Here is a 16,439-nt window from a genome sequence, read left to right as displayed (position 1 = left end):
CGAGGGAACCGGGGTTTCGAGGTGGGACCGGACGTCAGTCCTCCGTGCGGAACGCCGCCCCATTGAGCCCGCCGAAGAAACCGCCGCCGCCGTTGTTGTTGCCCCCGTTGTTACCGCCGTCGACGGTACCGAGGTTGACGGTCTGGCCGGGTTGCACGGTCTGCCCGGGGCTGGGGTTGGACCCGAACACCCGGGCGTTGTCGTCCTGCGGCCCCTGGATGTTGCCGACCTGGAGCCCGGCGTTCTGAAGCGCCTGCTTGGCATCCTTCAGGGTGAGCCCGACGAGGTTGCCCGGCACCTGGGTCTGAGCCTGGCCGACCTGGATGTTGACCGTGGTGTCCTTGTTGACCTGCTGACCGATCGACGGGTTGGTCGAGACGACCTTGCCGTTCTGGTTCTGGTCCTGGACCTGGACGTTGGAGCAGGAGCCGGCCGTGAGGTCGTTCTGCTCGATCCGGGCCTTGGCGTCGTCGCAGCTGAGCCCGGTGACGTCCGGAACGGTCTCCTTCGCAGCAGCCTTCGCGACGGTCAGCGTGATGGTCGACCCCTTCTCGACCTGGTCGCCGAGCTTGGGGTCCTGCGCCAGAACCTTGCCCGGCTCCTCGGTGGACTCCTGCGTCACGGTCTTGACGTTGAACTGGTACTCGTCGCCCTCAAGCTTCTCCGTGGCCTTGTCCACGTCCTCACCGAGAACACTGGGAACTGCCACCTTCGGCGCCCCCGTGGAGATCACGAGCTTGACCGTCGTCTGCTTGTCGACGGTCGCCCCCGCAGCCGGGACCTGGGAACAGACCTTCCCGGTCTCGGCGTTCTCACAGGGCTTCTTCTCGGCGACCGCGACCTGGAGATCGCCGTTGACGGCAGTCTGCCGAGCCTGTTGTTCCGTCTGCCCGACGAAGGACGGCACCGCAGTGGTGTTGTTCTTGGCCCCGTCCCCGTTGGTGACGTACCACCCGATCAGCACCGCCCCCACCAGCACCAGCACCGCAGCCAACGCCAGCACGATCGTCGACGTGTTCGACTTCTTCTGCTGACGCCGCCGAGCCGGCCGGTCGTCGTACCCGGCGAACCCCCCGTCATCGGGGTTCATCGGCGGCAACATGGTCGTCGCCCCCGAGTCGGACCGCAGCGCGGTGGTCGCCTGGTCGTCGCCGTAGCCGCCGTATCCCACCGCGCCGAACGCGGCGGTGGCCTGCACCGGCTGCCCGTCGAGGCACGCCTCGATGTCGGCCCGCATCTGATCGGCGGACTGGTAGCGGTAGTTGGGGTCCTTGACGAGCGCCTTGAGGACGATCGCGTCCATCTCCGGCGTGATCTCCGGATCGAAGACGGACGGCGGCTGCGGCTCCTCGCGGACGTGCTGATAGGCGACCGCGACGGGGGAGTCGCCGACGAACGGCGGCCGTACGGTGAGCAGCTCGTACAGCAGGCAGCCCGTGGAGTACAGGTCGGAGCGCGCGTCGACCTGCTCCCCCTTCGCCTGCTCCGGCGAGAGGTACTGGGCCGTCCCGATGACCGCGGAGGTCTGCGTCATCGTCATCCCGGAGTCGCCCATCGCGCGGGCGATGCCGAAGTCCATGACCTTGACCTGGCCGGTGCGCGTCAGCATGACGTTCGCCGGCTTGATGTCGCGGTGGACGATGCCGCTGCGGTGCGCGTACTCCAGCCCCTGGAGGATGCCGACGGTCATCTCCATCGAGCGCTCGGGCAGCAGCTTGCGCCCGGAGTGCAGGAGTTCGCGGAGCGTGGAGCCGTCGACGTACTCCATGACGATGTACGGGATCGAGACCCCGTCGAGGTAGTCCTCGCCCGTGTCGTAGACCGCCACGATCGCGGGATGGTTGAGCGAGGCGGCCGACTGGGCCTCCCGGCGGAACCTGGCCTGGAAGGAAGGGTCGCGCGCGAGGTCCACGCGCAGCGTCTTCACCGCCACGGTGCGGCCAAGGCGGGTGTCATGCGCGAGGTAGACCTCCGCCATGCCACCACGGCCGAGCACCTGGCCCAGCTCGTACCGGCCGCCTAGGCGACGCGGCTCTTCCATAGCTCTTTACCAGCCCTCTCCGTCGGTCCCGACCGGGATACAGGTCCGGTCGGCGGCTGCCGTCCGGGGATACGCTACCCGGCTCGCTCTGTCTCACCTGGCCAAGCGTGTTACTCGATACAGGACCGGTATCGCAACGTGCACCGATGCGCGGATTACGTGAGCGGGGTCACTTCTTGTTGCCGATGACTGCCTGCATCACGGCCTTCGCCACCGGTGCGGCGAGACCGCCGCCGGTGATGTCCTCGCGGACGGCGGAACCGTCCTCGACGACGACGGCCACGGCCACCGGCGAGGAGCCGTCGGCCAGCTTGGCGTAGGAGATGAACCAGGCGTACGGCTTCTCGCTGTTGTTCAGACCGTGCTGCGCGGTACCGGTCTTGCCGCCGACCTTGACGCCGTCGATCTGGGCGTTCTTCCCGGTACCGGTCTCGACGACCGTCTCCATCATGTCCTGGAGCTTCTGCGCGGTGGCGGAGGAGACCGCCTGGGAGAGCTCCTTGGGTTCGGTGGTCTCCAGGGTGTCCAGGTTGGGCGACTTGAGCGAGTCCACCATGTACGGCTTCATCAGCTTGCCGTCGTTGGCGACGGCCGCGGCGACCATCGCCATCTGGAGCGGGGTGGCCCGGTTGGAGCCCTGCCCGATGCCGTCGAGGGCGTTCTGCGGGCGGTTGTCCTCGGGGTAGACGGACTCGGCGGCGCGGACCGGGACGTCCAGCTTGCCCTCGTTGAAGCCGAACTTCTCGGCCTGCGCGATCATCTTCTTGTTGCCGACGTTGTCGGACATCTTCGCGAAGACGGTGTTGCAGGAGACCTCCAGCGCGAACCGGAAGTTGGCGTTCTCGCAGCCGCTGTGCTCGTTGCCGAGGTCGGTCGAGGACTGCGGCAGCCGGTACGGGTCCGGGGTGTCGGTCTTGTCGTCGATCCCGGAGACGATCCCGTTCTCCAGCGCGGCGGCGGCCGTCACGACCTTGAACGTCGACCCCGGCGGGTACGTCTCGCGCAGCGCCCGGTTCAGCATCGGGTCGTCGGGGTCGTTCTTCTTCTGTACGGCGGTCCACGCCTTGCCGTCGGCCGTGGACTGCCCGGCGAACTTCGAGGGGTCGTACGAGGGGGTCGAGACCAGCGCGAGGATCTTGCCGGTGGTCGGGTCGATCGCGGCGGCGGCGCCCTTCTTGCCGGCGAGACCCTCGTACGCCGCCTTCTGCGCGGCGGCGTTGAGGGTGGTGACGACGCTGCCGCCCGCGCGCTGCTTGCCGGTGAGCATGTCGAGGGTGTTGCGGAAGAAGAGGCGGTCGTCGGTGCCCGAGAGGATGCCGTCCTCCAGGTTCTCCAGGAAGTTGGAGCCGAACGCCTGCGACGAGAACCCGGTGACCGGCGCCCACATGGCGCCGTCCTTCCAGGTCCGCTTGTACTTGTAGTCCCCGGTGGTCTCCACCGAGCCGGTGATCGCCTTGCCGTTCACGATGATGTCGCCGCGCGGGATGGAGTACCGGGTGATCGGCACCCGCCGGTTCTTGTCGTCGGTGGCCAGCTCGTTCGCCTGGACGTACTGGAGCCAGTTCCCCCGTACCAGCAGGGCGAGGATCAGCAGACCGCAGAAGATCGCGACGCGGCGCAGGGGCTTGTTCATGAGGGTCGGACCACCTGGGTCATCTCGGCGTCGGGGCTGGGAGCGGGGGCCGGGGCCGGGCGGCGGGCCGTGTCGCTGATGCGGATGAGGATGCCGATGAGCGCCCAGTTGGCGATGACGGAGGAACCGCCGAACGCCAGGAACGGCATCGTCATACCCGTCAGCGGAATGAGGCCCATCACACCGCCGGCGACGACGAACACCTGGAGGGCGAACGCGCCGGACAGGCCGATGGCGAGGAGCTTGCCGAACGGGTCGCGCGCGGCGAGCGCCGTACGGATGCCGCGCTCCACGATCAGCCCGTACAGCAGGAGCAGGGCCATCAGTCCGGCCAGGCCCAGTTCCTCGCCGAAGGTGGCGAGGATGAAGTCGGAGTTCGCGGCGAACTTGATCAGTTCGGAGTGGCCCTGGCCCCAGCCGGTGCCGAGCGTGCCGCCGGAGCCGAAGGCCCACAGCGCCTGCATGGCCTGCTCGGAGTGGCCGATGACGCCCTGCTGGGAGAGCTTGTACTCGCCCATCGGGTTCTGCCACGCCTCGACGCGCTGCTGGACGTGCGACTCGAAGCTCGCGACGCCGACCGCGCCGACCGAGGACATCAGCAGACCGAAGACGATCCAGCTGGTCCGCTCGGTCGCGACGTACAGCATGATCACGAACATGCCGAAGAACAGCAGCGAGGTTCCGAGGTCGGTCTCGAAGACCAGGATGAGGATCGACAGGAACCAGACCACGAGGATCGGCCCGAGGTCGCGCCCGCGCGGCAGGTAGAGACCGAGGAACCGGCGGCTGGCGAGCGCGAGGGCGTCCCGCTTCACCATCAGGTACCCGGCGAAGAAGATCGCGAGCACGATCTTCGCGAACTCACCGGGCTGGATGGAGAACCCGGCGACCGAGATCCAGATCTTCGCGCCGTAGATGTTCCGCCCAAGGCCGGGGACCAGCGGCAGCAGCAGCAGGAAGATCGCGCCGGCCATCGAGATGTACGTGTAGCGCTGGAGGACGCGGTGGTCCTTCAGGAAGATCAGGACGACGATGAAGAGCGCGATGCCCATCGCCGTGTACATGAGCTGCCGGGGCGCCGCGTTGCCCGCCTGGTCGGCGTTCTGGAGGAACTTCGACTGGTCCAGGCGCCAGATCGCGACCAGCCCGAGCCCGTTGAGCAGCGTCGCCAGCGGCAGCAGCAGCGGGTCGGCGTACGGCGCGAACTTCCGTACGACGAGGTGTGCGACGCCGGCCAGCAGACCGAGTCCCAGGCCATAGCTGAGCAGCCCCGCGGGGACCTGCTCGTTGATGGCGAGGCCCACGTTGGCGTAGGCGAACACCGGGATGAGGACGGCGAACACCAGCAGTCCCAGCTCGGTGTTGCGTCTGCTCGGCGCGCCGATGGCACCGATCGTGGACGTGTGGTGCGTCGGTGTGTTGGTAGTACTGCTCATCGTGTGACGGGGCCTCTCACGGCTTGCCTCTTGCTTGCCTCACGGCTCGCTACTGCTTGCCGCACAGCGAGACGACCTGCTCCTCCTCCTGAGAGAGAGTCGGCCCGGGGCTCGGGGTGGGCGACGGGCTGGCCGCCGGGGACGGGGACGCGTTCGGTGCCGGGCTCTGCGTACCCGTCGTGGCCGACGGGCTCGGCGTCGGCTTGGACGCGGACGACGAGGATCCGGTTCCCGAACTCCCGTCCTGCGCCTGCTTCTTGCACGCGGACGCCTGGACGGACAGCTCGTCGAGTTTCTTCTGGGCGCCCTTCAGGCTGGACGCCGGGATCGTCTCCTCGACCTGCTTCTGCTGGTACTGCGGGAGGTACTTGAGTTCGATCTCGGGGTGGTCCTTCTCGACCTTCGAGAGCGAGACCCAGGCGAGGTCCTGGCTGATCCCCCGGTACAGCGCGAGGTGCTCGCCCTTGGCGGCGACGTAGTACTGCGTCTGCGTCCACCGCCAGCCGCCGTACAGACCGGCGCCGACGACCGCGAGGGCGAGCGCGCTGTACAGGGAGACCTTGAGCCACTTACGGCTCTTGCGGGGTTTGACGAAGTCGTCCTCGGAGTAGTCGCCGAAGCCGTCGGTGGAGATGAAACCGGTCACGTCCCCCGATCCGGGGGGCCCGAACTCGCCGCCGCCGGGGTTCGCGCGGTGCCGTCCGAGGTTCGCGGCGCGGCCGGCCGGGGTCTGCATGATGCCGTTGTCGTGCGGCTGCTGGAGCTGGTTCTCGGCGACCGCGCCGACGACCACGGGGGTGTCGTACAGCTGGCTCGCGAGGGTGTCACCGGTGTCGAGGTCGAGGACGTCCGCGACGATCACGGTGATGTTGTCGGGGCCGCCGCCGCGCAGGGCGAGCTGGATCAGCTCCTGGATGGTCTCGTGGGGCCCCTGGTAGCTGGCCAGGGTCTCTTCGAGGGTCTGGTGGGAGACGACGCCGGAGAGGCCGTCGGAGCAGATCAGATACCGGTCGCCCGCCCTGACCTCGCGGATCGAGAGGTCGGGTTCGACGTGCTCGGCGGAGCCGAGGGCGCGCATCAGGAGGGAGCGCTGGGGGTGGGTCGTCGCCTCCTCCTCGGTGATCCGGCCCTCGTCGACGAGGCGCTGCACCCAGGTGTGGTCCTGCGTGATCTGGGTGAGGACGCCGTCGCGCAGCAGGTAGGCGCGCGAGTCGCCGACGTGGACGAGGCCGAGGCGCTGGCCCGTCCACAGCAGGGCGGTCAGGGTCGTCCCCATGCCTTCGAGCTGGGGGTCCTCGTCGACCAGCGAGCGCAGCTGGTCGTTGGCGCGCTGCACGGCGTTGGCGAGGGAGGTGAGGACGTCCGAGCCGGGGATGTCCTCGTCGAGCGCGACGATCGTGGAGATCGCCTCGGAGGAGGCGACCTCGCCGGCGGCGGCGCCGCCCATGCCGTCCGCGATGGCGAGCAGGCGGGGCCCGGCGTATCCGGAGTCCTCGTTGCCCTCGCGGATCATGCCCTTGTGCGATCCGGCGGCGAAGCGCAGGGAGAGACTCATGCGCACCTCACCGGTCGGTTCGGCGTAAGGCCGGTCGTGTCGAGCCACACTGCCCACCCTCCGGTCGGGAGCTCGCTCCGCTCGCGCTCATTCATGATGCAGCACTACTTCCGCAGCTCGATGACGGTCTTGCCGATGCGGATGGGAGCACCCAGCGGGATGGGTGTGGGGGTCGTCAGCCGCGTTCGGTCGAGGTACGTGCCGTTGGTGGAGTTGAGGTCCTCGACGATCCAGTTGCCGTCGCGGTCCGGGTAGATCCTGGCATGGCGGCTGGAGGCGTAGTCGTCGTCCAGCACGATCGTCGAGTCGTGCGCGCGGCCCAGGGTGATGGTCTGGCCCTGGAGCGCGACGGTCGTGCCGGTGAGGGTGCCCTCGGAGACGACCAGCTTGGTGGGTGCGTTACGGCCCCGGCGGCCCCCGGAGGCGGGCTGCTGGCGCTGCTGCGGGGGCGCGGCGGCGGCCTGCTGCTGCCGTCGTCCCTGCTGCGCGTTCTGGTCACCGCCGCGCCGGGAGCGCTGCGAGCCGCGCTGGGTGACGCGCGTACCGAACAGGTCGCTGCGGATGACCTGTACGGCCACGATCACGAACAGCCACAGTACGGCCAGGAAACCCAGCCGCATGACCGTCAGGGTCAGCTCTGACATTGCCCCCGCTTCACCCTTCGGCTTGCCTATAGATAACGGTGGTGCTGCCCACGACGATCCGCGAGCCGTCGCGGAGCGTAGCGCGGGTGGTGTGCTGTCCGTCCACCACGATGCCGTTCGTGGACCCGAGGTCCTGGACGGTGGAGGGCGAACCGGTACGGATCTCGCAGTGCCGGCGCGAGACGCCCGGGTCGTCGATGCGCACGTCGGCGTCGGTGGAGCGGCCGAGGACCAGGGTCGCGCCGGAGATCTGGTGGCGGGCGCCGTTGATCTCGATCCAGTGCCGGGCGCGGGAGCCGGGGGCGGGCGCACCGGCGAGGCCGCCGCCGCCCTGTCCTGCCGGGCCCGCCTGGCTCGCCGGGCCCGCTGGTCCCGCGCTGGGCGGGTAGCCGTATCCGGGACGCCCGGGCGGCGGGGAGGCGGGCATCGGGGGTGCGCCGTACGGCGCCGGGGCGGCCGGTCTGCCGGCGGGGGCCTGCTGGTCGGTCGAGCCGGAGAGGGTGCGGCTGCGGACCCGGTACAGGCCCGTGTCCAGGTCGTCCGCCTTCTCCAGGTTGACCTTGATCGGCCCCATGAAGGTGTAGCGCTGCTGCTTCGCGTAGTCCCGCACCATCCCGGCCAGTTCGTCACCGAGCTGTCCGGAGTAGGGGCTGAGGCGCTCGTGGTCGGGCGTGCTCAGCTCGACGATGAAGTCGTTGGGGACGACGGTCCGGTCCCGGTTCCAGATCTGGGCGTTGTTGTCGCACTCGCGCTGGAGCGCTCCGGCGATCTCCACGGGCTGGACCTCGGACTTGAAGACCTTGGCGAAGGTGCCGTTGACCAGCCCTTCCAGGCGTTGTTCGAACTTCTTCAGAACTCCCATGGGGCACCTCCTCCGTCGTGACGGCTCTGTCGTTGTCGCTGTGGGCCGTGCTGTTCGAACGTCTCGTGCTGTTGCTCGTACTGCTTACTGATCGTATCCACGCGGCGGTGAAAGAGCCGGTTCCCCTTTCGCGCCGTGCTGCCGAGGATCGTAGAGGCGCTCACGGACCAGTGTCCCGCACCTGACTGTGCACCTGCTCCGGCTTCCTGGGAGACGGGGGAACACCGGTACGAGGTTGATACGTGTCACTCACCGGGGCGGGACGGTGGGTACCCCTGTGTGACAAGTGAGGTGAAGGGGCCGGATCCCCCGTGGTAATGTTTTCCACGTCGGAAGGGGCCAGCCCACAAGGGCGGGAACGCGGAAGACACACCCAATGCGCGGGTGGCGGAATAGGCAGACGCGCTGGATTCAGGTTCCAGTGCCCGAAAGGGCGTGGGGGTTCAACTCCCCCCTCGCGCACAGTGACAGAAGGTCCCTCCCCGGGTTTCGGGGAGGGACCTTCTGCGTTGTGGTGATGGTGTTGGTGCGGTGTTGTGTGATTTTCCTGTCGGTGTGAGGTCTCTCTCATCGGGTGGCGTTGTGCGTGAGAGAGAGAGGGGGGCAGCCGGTCGGCTGCCCCCCTCGGCGCGCTAGCTGGTCAGTCGGTCGAGGATGCCGGCCACTTCCGCCGGTTCGAGCAGGAAGCCGACGTGGCTGGTGGTGAGGGTGTGTACGTCGTACGGGTTGTCGGGGGTCAGGGCGTCGGCTTCGGCGATCAGGCGGTCCTGCATGGCTACGGGGAGCGTCCGGTCGTCGGCCAGGCGGATGTAGGTGCGGGGGATGGTGCCCCAGGTGTCGGCCTGGACCCGTGCGTCGGACATCATCACCGCCAGGGACTCGTCCGGCTGGAGGATGTTGAGGAAGGCCCGGAACTGGTCGTCGGTGCCGTCCGCCATGATCGCCGCCTTGGCCGCGGTGAACAGGGTCGGGTCGGCGGTGCGGTAGTTGGCCCGGCCGACGCCGAGTTCGGCGGGGTCGCCGACGTTCAGTGCTGCCAGCGGGGCGAGCAGGTTGTCGGCGAACTCGGGTTCCTGCATGTACTCGATGGGGTTCGAGCGCTGCACGCACGACCAGGCGGAGATGTACACGAGCCGGTCCACCAGGTCGGGGATCGTGTTGCCGACCCCCGTGATGGTGGTGCCGCCGAGGCTGGCGCCCACGAGGACGACCGGCCCGTGCTCGGCCACCCGCCGGACGACGTCGACGACCATGTCGACGTTGTCCTGAAGGGTGACCTTGGCCAGGGTCGACGGCTCGGCCGCCCAGGCGTCGAGGTCCTGGGGGGCCTGGTAGGCGGCGGAGTACTGCGCGTCGAAGCCGTGTCCCGGCAGGTCGACGGCGAGGCTGCGGTGGCCGAGCAGCGCCAGCTCGCGCTGGACCGGGGTCCACATCAGCGAGCTGGAGCAGGAGCCGTGCACGAGCACGAACGTCGTACTCGGGCGGGAGGGGTTGGTGGAGACGGATGTCATACGGATCAGTCCTATGTCCGGTGGGCAGCGCGGTACGCGGGCATGGCTGAGAAGCCGATGCCGGCGGGATGACTTCTTAGGCTGCGGTCCGGAGGCGGACGAACATGTAGGACATGCCGAGGACCTTATCCGATGACTGGATCATCGGCCTGGGGGTTTCTTCAGGGGGTCTGGCCCTCGTTGCGCGGGGTGCGGATCCACTCGTTGCCGCCCAGGGGGTAGTCCCAGATGTCCCGGCCGTCGTCGGCGCTCGTACGGAACGGGGTGCCCTTGTTGTCGATGTGGACGGTGCCGGTGCGGGCGCCGCTCGACCAGTTCAGGGTGAGGTCCCAGCGGACGTCGTGCGCGGACGTCGTCGCGTTGATGTAGAAGACCTCCGGGTCCGATTCGCTGACCTTGTACGGGAAGTCGCGCTGGCCGCCCTTCACCGTCACCGCCGGGCTGCCCTGGTCCAGGTCGACCGCGAACGACTTCGTCTCCACGTTGCCGCCGCAGCCCGAGCCCATGGCGTACACGTTCCACGCGAGCGGGGTGTGCTTGGTCAGGATGCGGACGTTCAGGGACTCCAGGACGACCGTCTCCTGGCCCGTGCCCTGGAGGGTCAGGCCGATCATCTGCTGGTTCGCGGAGACCGCGCCGTTCGCCGCGGCCCAGCGGGGGGCGTCGGGTTCCGGTGCGGGCGGGCCCATCTGGGCGGGTTCGCTGTCCACGAGGAACTGTTGGCTACAGGGGGACTCGTAGACGTACGGGCTGACGCGGACCGTCAGGGGGGCGCCGGTGGGTTGGGGGGCGGCTTCCGGGGCCGACGCCGAGGGGGCCGTCGTCGAGGGGGACGCGGAGGGGGTCGGCGAGGTGCTCGGGGAGGGGGTGGGGGAGGGGGTTGCCGAGGGGGCGGCGATGGTGGGGGTGGTGAGGCCGGCCGCTTTCTCGTCCGGGGAGGCGTTGTTCGGGCGGTTCGCGACCAGGGCTGCGGCGGTTAGGGCGGTGACCAGTGCTGCTGCGGCTATGAGGGTGGCTTTGCGGGGGAGTTTGCGGGAGGGGGGTGGGCCTTCGAGGGTGTCGGGGGTTTCGGTGGGGGCGTTCGGGGCGGCGGGGGTTGTGGGGGTGGCGGGCTGCTTGGCCCAGGTCGGGGTGGTGGGCTCAGGTGCGGGTGCGGTGGGGGGCGCCGGGGTGGTCTCGGGGGCCGTCTCGGCGGTCGGCTCGACAGGGACGTACGGGTCCGTCGTCTCCTTCGTACGGCGTCTGCGCGCCGTGTCCGCGAGGATCCAGTGGCGGTGGAGGTCCACCAGTTCGTCGGGGGTCGCGCGGCAGGCTCGGGCGAGGCGTTCGACGGGGGCGTACTCGGGGGGTACGGCGGTGCCGTTGCAGTAGCGGTGGAGTGTCGACGTACTCATGTGGAGGCGCTTGGCGAGGGTGCCGTAGCTGAGTCCTGAACGGTCCTTGAGGGTGCGCAGGCGTGCCGCGAATTCCTCGATGTCGTCGGCCCCCACCGTCGCTGACACCTGTCGCTCCCTCTTTCCGTGTCCCGTTCGCGCGTTCCAGGCGGACCGCGTTTCCCCTGGTGGGAGTGTGTTTTTCCGTTCCGGCGTTCCCAACTGGGCGCTGGGCGTGGCGGTTGGGACGGATCGCCCCACAAGCTCGGGTCATCCAAGCACCACACCGACCCGAACGACTAAGGGGCAGCTCAGCCATGTCCGGTTTCCGTACCTCCCGTACCCGTCGTGTCCGTCTCGTGAGCGTTGCGGCGGGCGTCGTGATGGCCGCGTTGTCGATGACCGCCTGCAAGGACGGGACGGGGGTCGATGTCACCGGGGTGCCGGTGCCGGCGTCCTCCTCGGACGCGCCGCCCGCTTCTGCTCCGGCTCAGGGTTCTGGGGGTTCCACGGCCGGTGGGTCCACTTCGACGGGGGGTTCGTCGGGCGGCTCGTCCGGTGGCTCTTCGGCCGGCTCGTCCGGCAAGGAATCCTCCGTTTCCGGCGGCACCTCCGGGGGTACGTCGGGCGGCTCCACCGGCAAGCCCTCCGCCGGGAAGTCCGCCTCGCCCGTCACCTGCGAGGGGTCCAACACCAAGACCGTCGCCTCGCCCGTCAACCGGCCCGTCAACCACATGCTGCTGACCGTCACCAACACCGGCAGCAAGCCCTGCTTCCTGTACTACTACCCGGCCGTCGCCTTCACCGGCGCGCAGTCCGTGCCGCCGGTCATCGAGGACTCGCAGCCGCAGGCCGTCGTCACGCTGGAACCGGGGCAGTCCGGGTACGCCGGGGTCGCGCTCGCGGCGACCGACGGCAGCGCCTCGGGCAGCCGTACGGTGAAGTCGCTGGCGGTGTCCTTCTACGGCCGTGACATGGACGGCGGCAGCGTCGGGACCAGCGCCAAGCCGAAGCTGCCCGCCGGGGGCGTCTACATCGACGACTCCCTCCAGGTGACGTACTGGCAGCAGGACATGGACGACGCCCTGATGTGGTGAACGGCCCGCGCGGGTAGCTAAGTTGGCCCGCATGGTTCAGGGGGCGGGCAGCGTGGCGCGGCGTCGGTACGCGGCGGAGAAGAAGCAGGCGGGGGTCGGGCGCGCGTCCGTCCTGATGGCGCTGGGTACGGTCGTGTCGCGGGCGACGGGGCTGATCCGGCAGGTGCTTCAGGCGGCGGCGCTCGGCACGGGGTTGCTGGCCAGCACGTACAACACGGCCAACACCGTGCCGACCAGCCTGTACACGCTGCTGATCGGGGGTGCGCTGAACGCGGTCCTCGTTCCTCAGCTCGTACGGGCGCGGGCCACCGACGCCGATGGCGGGCGGGCCTACGAGCAGCGGCTCGTCACCCTCGTCGTGACCGTTCTCGCGGTGGGTACGGCGGTGGCGGTGTGGGCGGCGCCGGAGATCGTGTCCCTCTATATGCGGGACACTCCCTCCCATCACGCGGCCTTCGAACTGACCGTCACTTTCGCCCGGTTCCTGTTGCCGCAGATCTTTTTCTACGGGGTGTTCGGGATGTACGGGCAGGTCCTCAACGCGCGGGAGAAATTCGGCGCGATGATGTGGACTCCGGTGCTCAACAATTTCGTGCTGATCGGGATGTTCGGGTGCTATCTCGGGTTCATGACTGTTCCCGAGCGGGTGCAGGACATCACGGATACGCAGGTGAGGTTGCTGGGGATCGGCACCACTGCCGGGATCGTCGTCCAGGCCCTCGCGCTGATTCCCTTCGCGCGGGCCGCCGGGTTCCGGTTTCGGCCTCGGTTCGACTGGAAGGGGACGGGGCTTGGGGGGAGTGTCCATGCTGCCAAGTGGACGTTGTTGTTCGTTCTCGCCAATCAGGTTTCCCTGACTGTCGTCACGAATTACGCCAATGCCGCTGACAATGCTCTGCCTAGTGGTGGCGTGGGGTATTCCTCCTACACCTACGCCCAGACCATCTGGATGCTGCCCCAGTCCATCGTGACGGTCTCGCTGGTGACTGCTCTGCTGCCCCGGATGAGCAAGGCTGTCGCCGAAGGGCGGCTCGGGGATCTTCGGGGGGATATCTCGCGGGCGTTGCGGGTGAGTGGGGTGGTGATCGTCCCTGCGGCTTTTCTTTTCCTGGCGCTCGGACCTCAAATAGCGACGGTTGTCTTCGCGCACGGTGCCGCCGACGCGGAGTCCGTCCGTCCGCTGGGGCAGATGCTTCAGGCATTCGGCCTGGGACTGATCCCGTTCTCCGCGCAGTATTTGCTGCTCCGGGGTTTTTATGCCTTCGAGGACACTCGCACACCGTTCTTCATGACGTGCTGGGTCGTCGTCGTGAACATCGCACTGGCGAGCGTCTGCCATGCGGTGCTGCCGGCTCGGTGGGCTGTGGTGGGGATGGCCGGGGGGTACACGGTGTCCTATTTCGCCGGGTTGCTGATAACTGTGCGGGCGTTGAGGAAGCGGGTCGGGGGGCGGTTGGATTCTGGGGAGGTGCGGCGGTCGTACACGAAGGTGGTTTTCGCGGCGGGGGTCGGTGCGGGGGCTGGGTGGGTGGTGGCTCGGGTTTGTGAAACGGCTCTGGGTGGAGGGGTGTTGGGGGCGGGGGGTGCGCTGGCTGCGGGGGTTGTGGTGGTGGGAGTGGTGTTTCTCGGGGTGGCTCGGGTGGTGGGGGTGGGGGAGTTGGGGAGGGTGCCGGGGTTCAAGTGAGGGGTGGGGAGTCGGGGAGGGCTCCGGGAGTCACGTGAGGGATGGGGTGCGGGTGGGTGACGGAGTTGTCCACAAGTCGGGAGTTATCCACAGGGTGTGCCGGGTTTCGGGGGATGGCTGTACGGTCGGGGCGAGTTGATGATCGTGCGGTGGTGCACGGGGGAGGCGGTCGGTCGTGAGCGGGGTTCGGATTCCTCGGGTGGCGGGGTTCGCGGAGTGGAACGGGGACTCGGGCGAGTCGCCCAAGGAGGCGGGGAAGGGGCTGCGGCGGGCGGTGCCGCGGAGTGCGCACGCCGGGTTCGAGGTGGACGAGGCCCGGCCCGAGGTCGTCGCCGTCGTGGAGGAGTCGAACCGGGGCCGCATCGCCGAGCTGACGCCGATAAGGGTGGGGCGGATGGCGGCCTCGCCGTTCGCGTTCCTGCGCGGCTCCGCCGGACTCATGGCGTACGACCTGGCACGCACGCCCGCGACGAGAATCCCGGCCCAGATCTGTGGCGACGCGCACGCCGCGAACTTCGGTCTGTACGGCGACGCCCGTGGGCATCTGGTCATCGACCTCAACGACTTCGACGAGACGGTGATCGGCCCCTGGGAGTGGGACCTCAAGCGCCTCGCCGCGTCCCTCGTGCTCGCGGGCCGCGAGGCCGGTGCCGACGAGGACACGTGCCGTGAGGCCGCGCACGGCACGGTCGGTGCCTACCGGCGCACGATGCGGCTGCTGGCCAAGCTGCCCGTCCTCGACGCGTGGAACGCCATCGCCGACGAGGAACTGGTCTCCCACAGCGACGCCCGCGATCTGGTGGGCACGCTGGAGAGGGTCTCGGAGAAGGCCCGCGCCAACACGAGCGGGCGCTTCGCGGCGAAGTCGACGGAGGCCTCCGAGACCGGCGGACGCCGCTTCGTGGACGCGCCGCCCGTCCTGCGCCGCGTCCCGGACGAGGAGGCGTCGGCGGTCGTCCTGGGCTTGGAGTCCTACCTCACGACCCTCTCCGAGGACCGTCTTCCCCTGCTGGCCCGCCACTCGATCCACGACGTCGCGTTCCGCATCGTCGGCACGGGCAGCGTGGGTGCGCGCTCGTACGTGGTCCTTCTCCTCGACCACCGCGGCGAGCCCCTGATCCTCCAGGTGAAGGAGGCCCGCCCCTCCGCGCTGGTCCCCCACCTGGTGACCGCCGGTTTCCCCGTCGACCCCGTCGACCACGAGGGGCGCCGGGTCGTCCTCGGCCAGAAGCGCATGCAGGTGGTCAGCGACATCCTCCTCGGCTGGACGACGGTCTCCGGCCGCCCCTTCCAGGTCCGCCAGTTCCGCAACCGCAAGGGCAGCGTCGACCCCGCGGCCCTCGCGCCCGACCAGCTGGACGACTACGCCCGCATGACCGGCGCGCTCCTGGCCCGGGCCCACACCCACAGCACCGACCCCCGCCTGATCGCCGGCTACTGCGGCAAGAGCGAGGAACTGGACGAGGCGATCGCGGAGTTCGCGGTGAGGTACGCGGACCGAACGGAGGCGGACCATGGGGCGCTGGTGACAGGAGTACGGGAGGGGAGGGTGGAGGCGGAGATGGGGGTGTGAGGGAGGGATGCGTGGAGGCGGGGGCGTGGGCCTGGCTGAGGTGGCTCACCTCGCGGCCGTATCCCTGCCAGGATTCGTACGCACCCGGCGTCCTCGGCGGAGCGATTACGCTGGGCGGGTGACGACCCCCGAAGCTGAAGCTGAGCCGGCGCGGCCCGAGGAGCGGCTCGCGCAGGCCGTGCGGGCCGCCGAGCAGGCGCTGATCGAGTTCGAGATCGCGGTGGAGACCTTCCGTGTGGAGGTCGACAACTTCTCCCGGCTGCATCACCAGAAGCTGGGACCGATGTACGCCCGGCTCGATGAACTGGACGCGCAGATCGCGGAGGCGAGGGCCGCGCGGACCGGTGACCCGGAGGACGTACGGATCGCGGCGGAGGCGCGGGCGCGGGTGATGCCCATGCCCGGCGTCGAGGAGCTGTTCCACGGCTGGATGGACGGCGACGGACTGTTCCCGGAGGCGGTGGCGATGCTGACGGAGCAGCCCGTACGCCCCCCGGAGCGCGTCCGCCCCAGCGACGAGGCGCGCAAGCTGTACCGCGACCTCGCCCGCAAGGCGCACCCCGACCTCGCCCAGGAGGACGCGGAACGGCTCCGCCGCGAGGAGTTCATCACGCGAGTGAACGCCGCGTACGCCCGTGGCGACGAGGCGCTGCTCCGTGAGCTGTCCGAGGAGTGGGCCGCGGGCCCGGTCCCCCCGGAGCGCGAACCCGCTCCCGGTGACGTCCTCTACGCCCGCCTCGAATGGCTCGCCCAGCGCAAGGAGATGCTGGCCGCGCTCGCGAAGGAGCTGGAGGACAGCGCGATCGGCTCCATGCTGAAGCTGGCGCCGGACGATCCTGACCGTTTGCTGGAGGAGATCGCCGAACAGTTGCTGACGGACGTGGCGAACAGGGAGCGGGAACTGGCGGGGTTGCTGGGGTAGTTGGGGGCGGGCGTGTACGGGGCTGGTGGGGCTGCAGTGGTGGTTCGGGTGCGGGTTGGTGGGTGGCTGGGCTTGGGGCGTCGGCGCTTGCCCGCGCTGGCGGGGTGT

At 69.2% G+C, this 16,439-nt stretch carries 12 protein-coding genes and 1 tRNA gene; 5 read left to right on the top strand and 8 right to left on the bottom strand.

Annotation, left to right across the window (positions count from 1 at the left end; translation table 11 throughout):
- Positions 1–34: 34 nt before the first annotated feature.
- The 6 genes from pknB to J8M50_RS02090 form a co-directional block, all read right to left on the bottom strand.
- Positions 35–2,041 (bottom strand): Stk1 family PASTA domain-containing Ser/Thr kinase, encoded by a 2,007-nt coding sequence (pknB, locus tag J8M50_RS02115; RefSeq protein ID WP_029183409.1) that lies wholly within the window; start codon positions 2,039–2,041, stop codon positions 35–37.
- A 169-nt stretch (positions 2,042–2,210) separates the two neighbouring features.
- The gene (locus J8M50_RS02110; RefSeq protein ID WP_010350698.1) at positions 2,211–3,674 is read right to left on the bottom strand and encodes a penicillin-binding transpeptidase domain-containing protein; all 1,464 of its coding nucleotides are present in this window, start codon (positions 3,672–3,674) and stop codon (positions 2,211–2,213) included.
- Positions 3,671–5,110: an FtsW/RodA/SpoVE family cell cycle protein gene (locus J8M50_RS02105; RefSeq protein WP_010350697.1), complete on the bottom strand. Its 1,440-nt coding sequence runs from the start codon at positions 5,108–5,110 to the stop codon at positions 3,671–3,673. Before J8M50_RS02105 ends, J8M50_RS02110 begins: the two co-directional genes overlap by 4 nt.
- 49 nt (positions 5,111–5,159) lie before the next feature.
- Entirely contained in the window at positions 5,160–6,665 is a 1,506-nt protein-coding gene (locus J8M50_RS02100) for a Stp1/IreP family PP2C-type Ser/Thr phosphatase (protein WP_010350696.1), read from the bottom strand.
- Positions 6,666–6,769: 104 nt separating this feature from the next.
- The gene (locus J8M50_RS02095) at positions 6,770–7,309 is read right to left on the bottom strand and encodes an FHA domain-containing protein FhaB/FipA (protein WP_010350695.1); all 540 of its coding nucleotides are present in this window, start codon (positions 7,307–7,309) and stop codon (positions 6,770–6,772) included.
- A gap of 10 nt (positions 7,310–7,319) precedes the next feature.
- Positions 7,320–8,171 (bottom strand): FHA domain-containing protein, encoded by an 852-nt coding sequence (locus tag J8M50_RS02090; RefSeq protein WP_010350694.1) that lies wholly within the window; start codon positions 8,169–8,171, stop codon positions 7,320–7,322.
- Between the two features lie 378 nt (positions 8,172–8,549).
- Here J8M50_RS02090 and J8M50_RS02085 point away from each other — a divergent pair.
- A tRNA-Leu gene (locus J8M50_RS02085) sits at positions 8,550–8,633 on the top strand.
- Between the two features lie 170 nt (positions 8,634–8,803).
- On the opposite strand, the gene J8M50_RS02080 is transcribed toward J8M50_RS02085, so the two are convergent.
- The gene (locus J8M50_RS02080) at positions 8,804–9,682 is read right to left on the bottom strand and encodes an alpha/beta fold hydrolase (protein ID WP_010350693.1); all 879 of its coding nucleotides are present in this window, start codon (positions 9,680–9,682) and stop codon (positions 8,804–8,806) included.
- A gap of 161 nt (positions 9,683–9,843) precedes the next feature.
- Positions 9,844–11,184, bottom strand: coding sequence for a helix-turn-helix domain-containing protein (locus tag J8M50_RS02075; RefSeq protein WP_010350692.1), 1,341 nt, complete (start codon positions 11,182–11,184; stop codon positions 9,844–9,846).
- A 188-nt stretch (positions 11,185–11,372) separates the two neighbouring features.
- Here J8M50_RS02075 and J8M50_RS02070 point away from each other — a divergent pair, with 188 nt between their 5' ends.
- The 4 genes from J8M50_RS02070 to J8M50_RS02055 all read left to right on the top strand — a co-directional run bounded on the left by J8M50_RS02070 (position 11,373) and on the right by J8M50_RS02055 (position 16,331).
- Positions 11,373–12,152, top strand: a complete 780-nt coding sequence (locus tag J8M50_RS02070) for a DUF4232 domain-containing protein (RefSeq protein WP_010350691.1) — start codon at positions 11,373–11,375, stop codon at positions 12,150–12,152.
- 31 nt (positions 12,153–12,183) lie between these two features.
- A complete protein-coding gene (gene murJ / locus J8M50_RS02065; protein WP_010350690.1) occupies positions 12,184–13,836 on the top strand; it encodes a murein biosynthesis integral membrane protein MurJ in 1,653 nt (550 codons plus the stop codon).
- 175 nt (positions 13,837–14,011) lie between these two features.
- Positions 14,012–15,409 carry a DUF2252 domain-containing protein gene (locus J8M50_RS02060; protein WP_223786142.1) on the top strand — a complete coding sequence of 466 codons (1,398 nt, stop codon included), beginning with the start codon at positions 14,012–14,014 and terminating at the stop codon, positions 15,407–15,409.
- A 118-nt stretch (positions 15,410–15,527) separates the two neighbouring features.
- Positions 15,528–16,331, top strand: a complete 804-nt coding sequence (locus tag J8M50_RS02055; RefSeq protein WP_010350687.1) for a J domain-containing protein — start codon at positions 15,528–15,530, stop codon at positions 16,329–16,331.
- The last annotated feature ends 108 nt before the right edge of the window (positions 16,332–16,439 follow it).

Source organism: Streptomyces acidiscabies, from assembly GCF_020010905.1.
Classification (GTDB): domain Bacteria; phylum Actinomycetota; class Actinomycetes; order Streptomycetales; family Streptomycetaceae; genus Streptomyces; species Streptomyces acidiscabies.
Note: the sequence above shows the minus strand (reverse complement) of the source record. Positions and strands in the feature narration are given on the sequence as shown.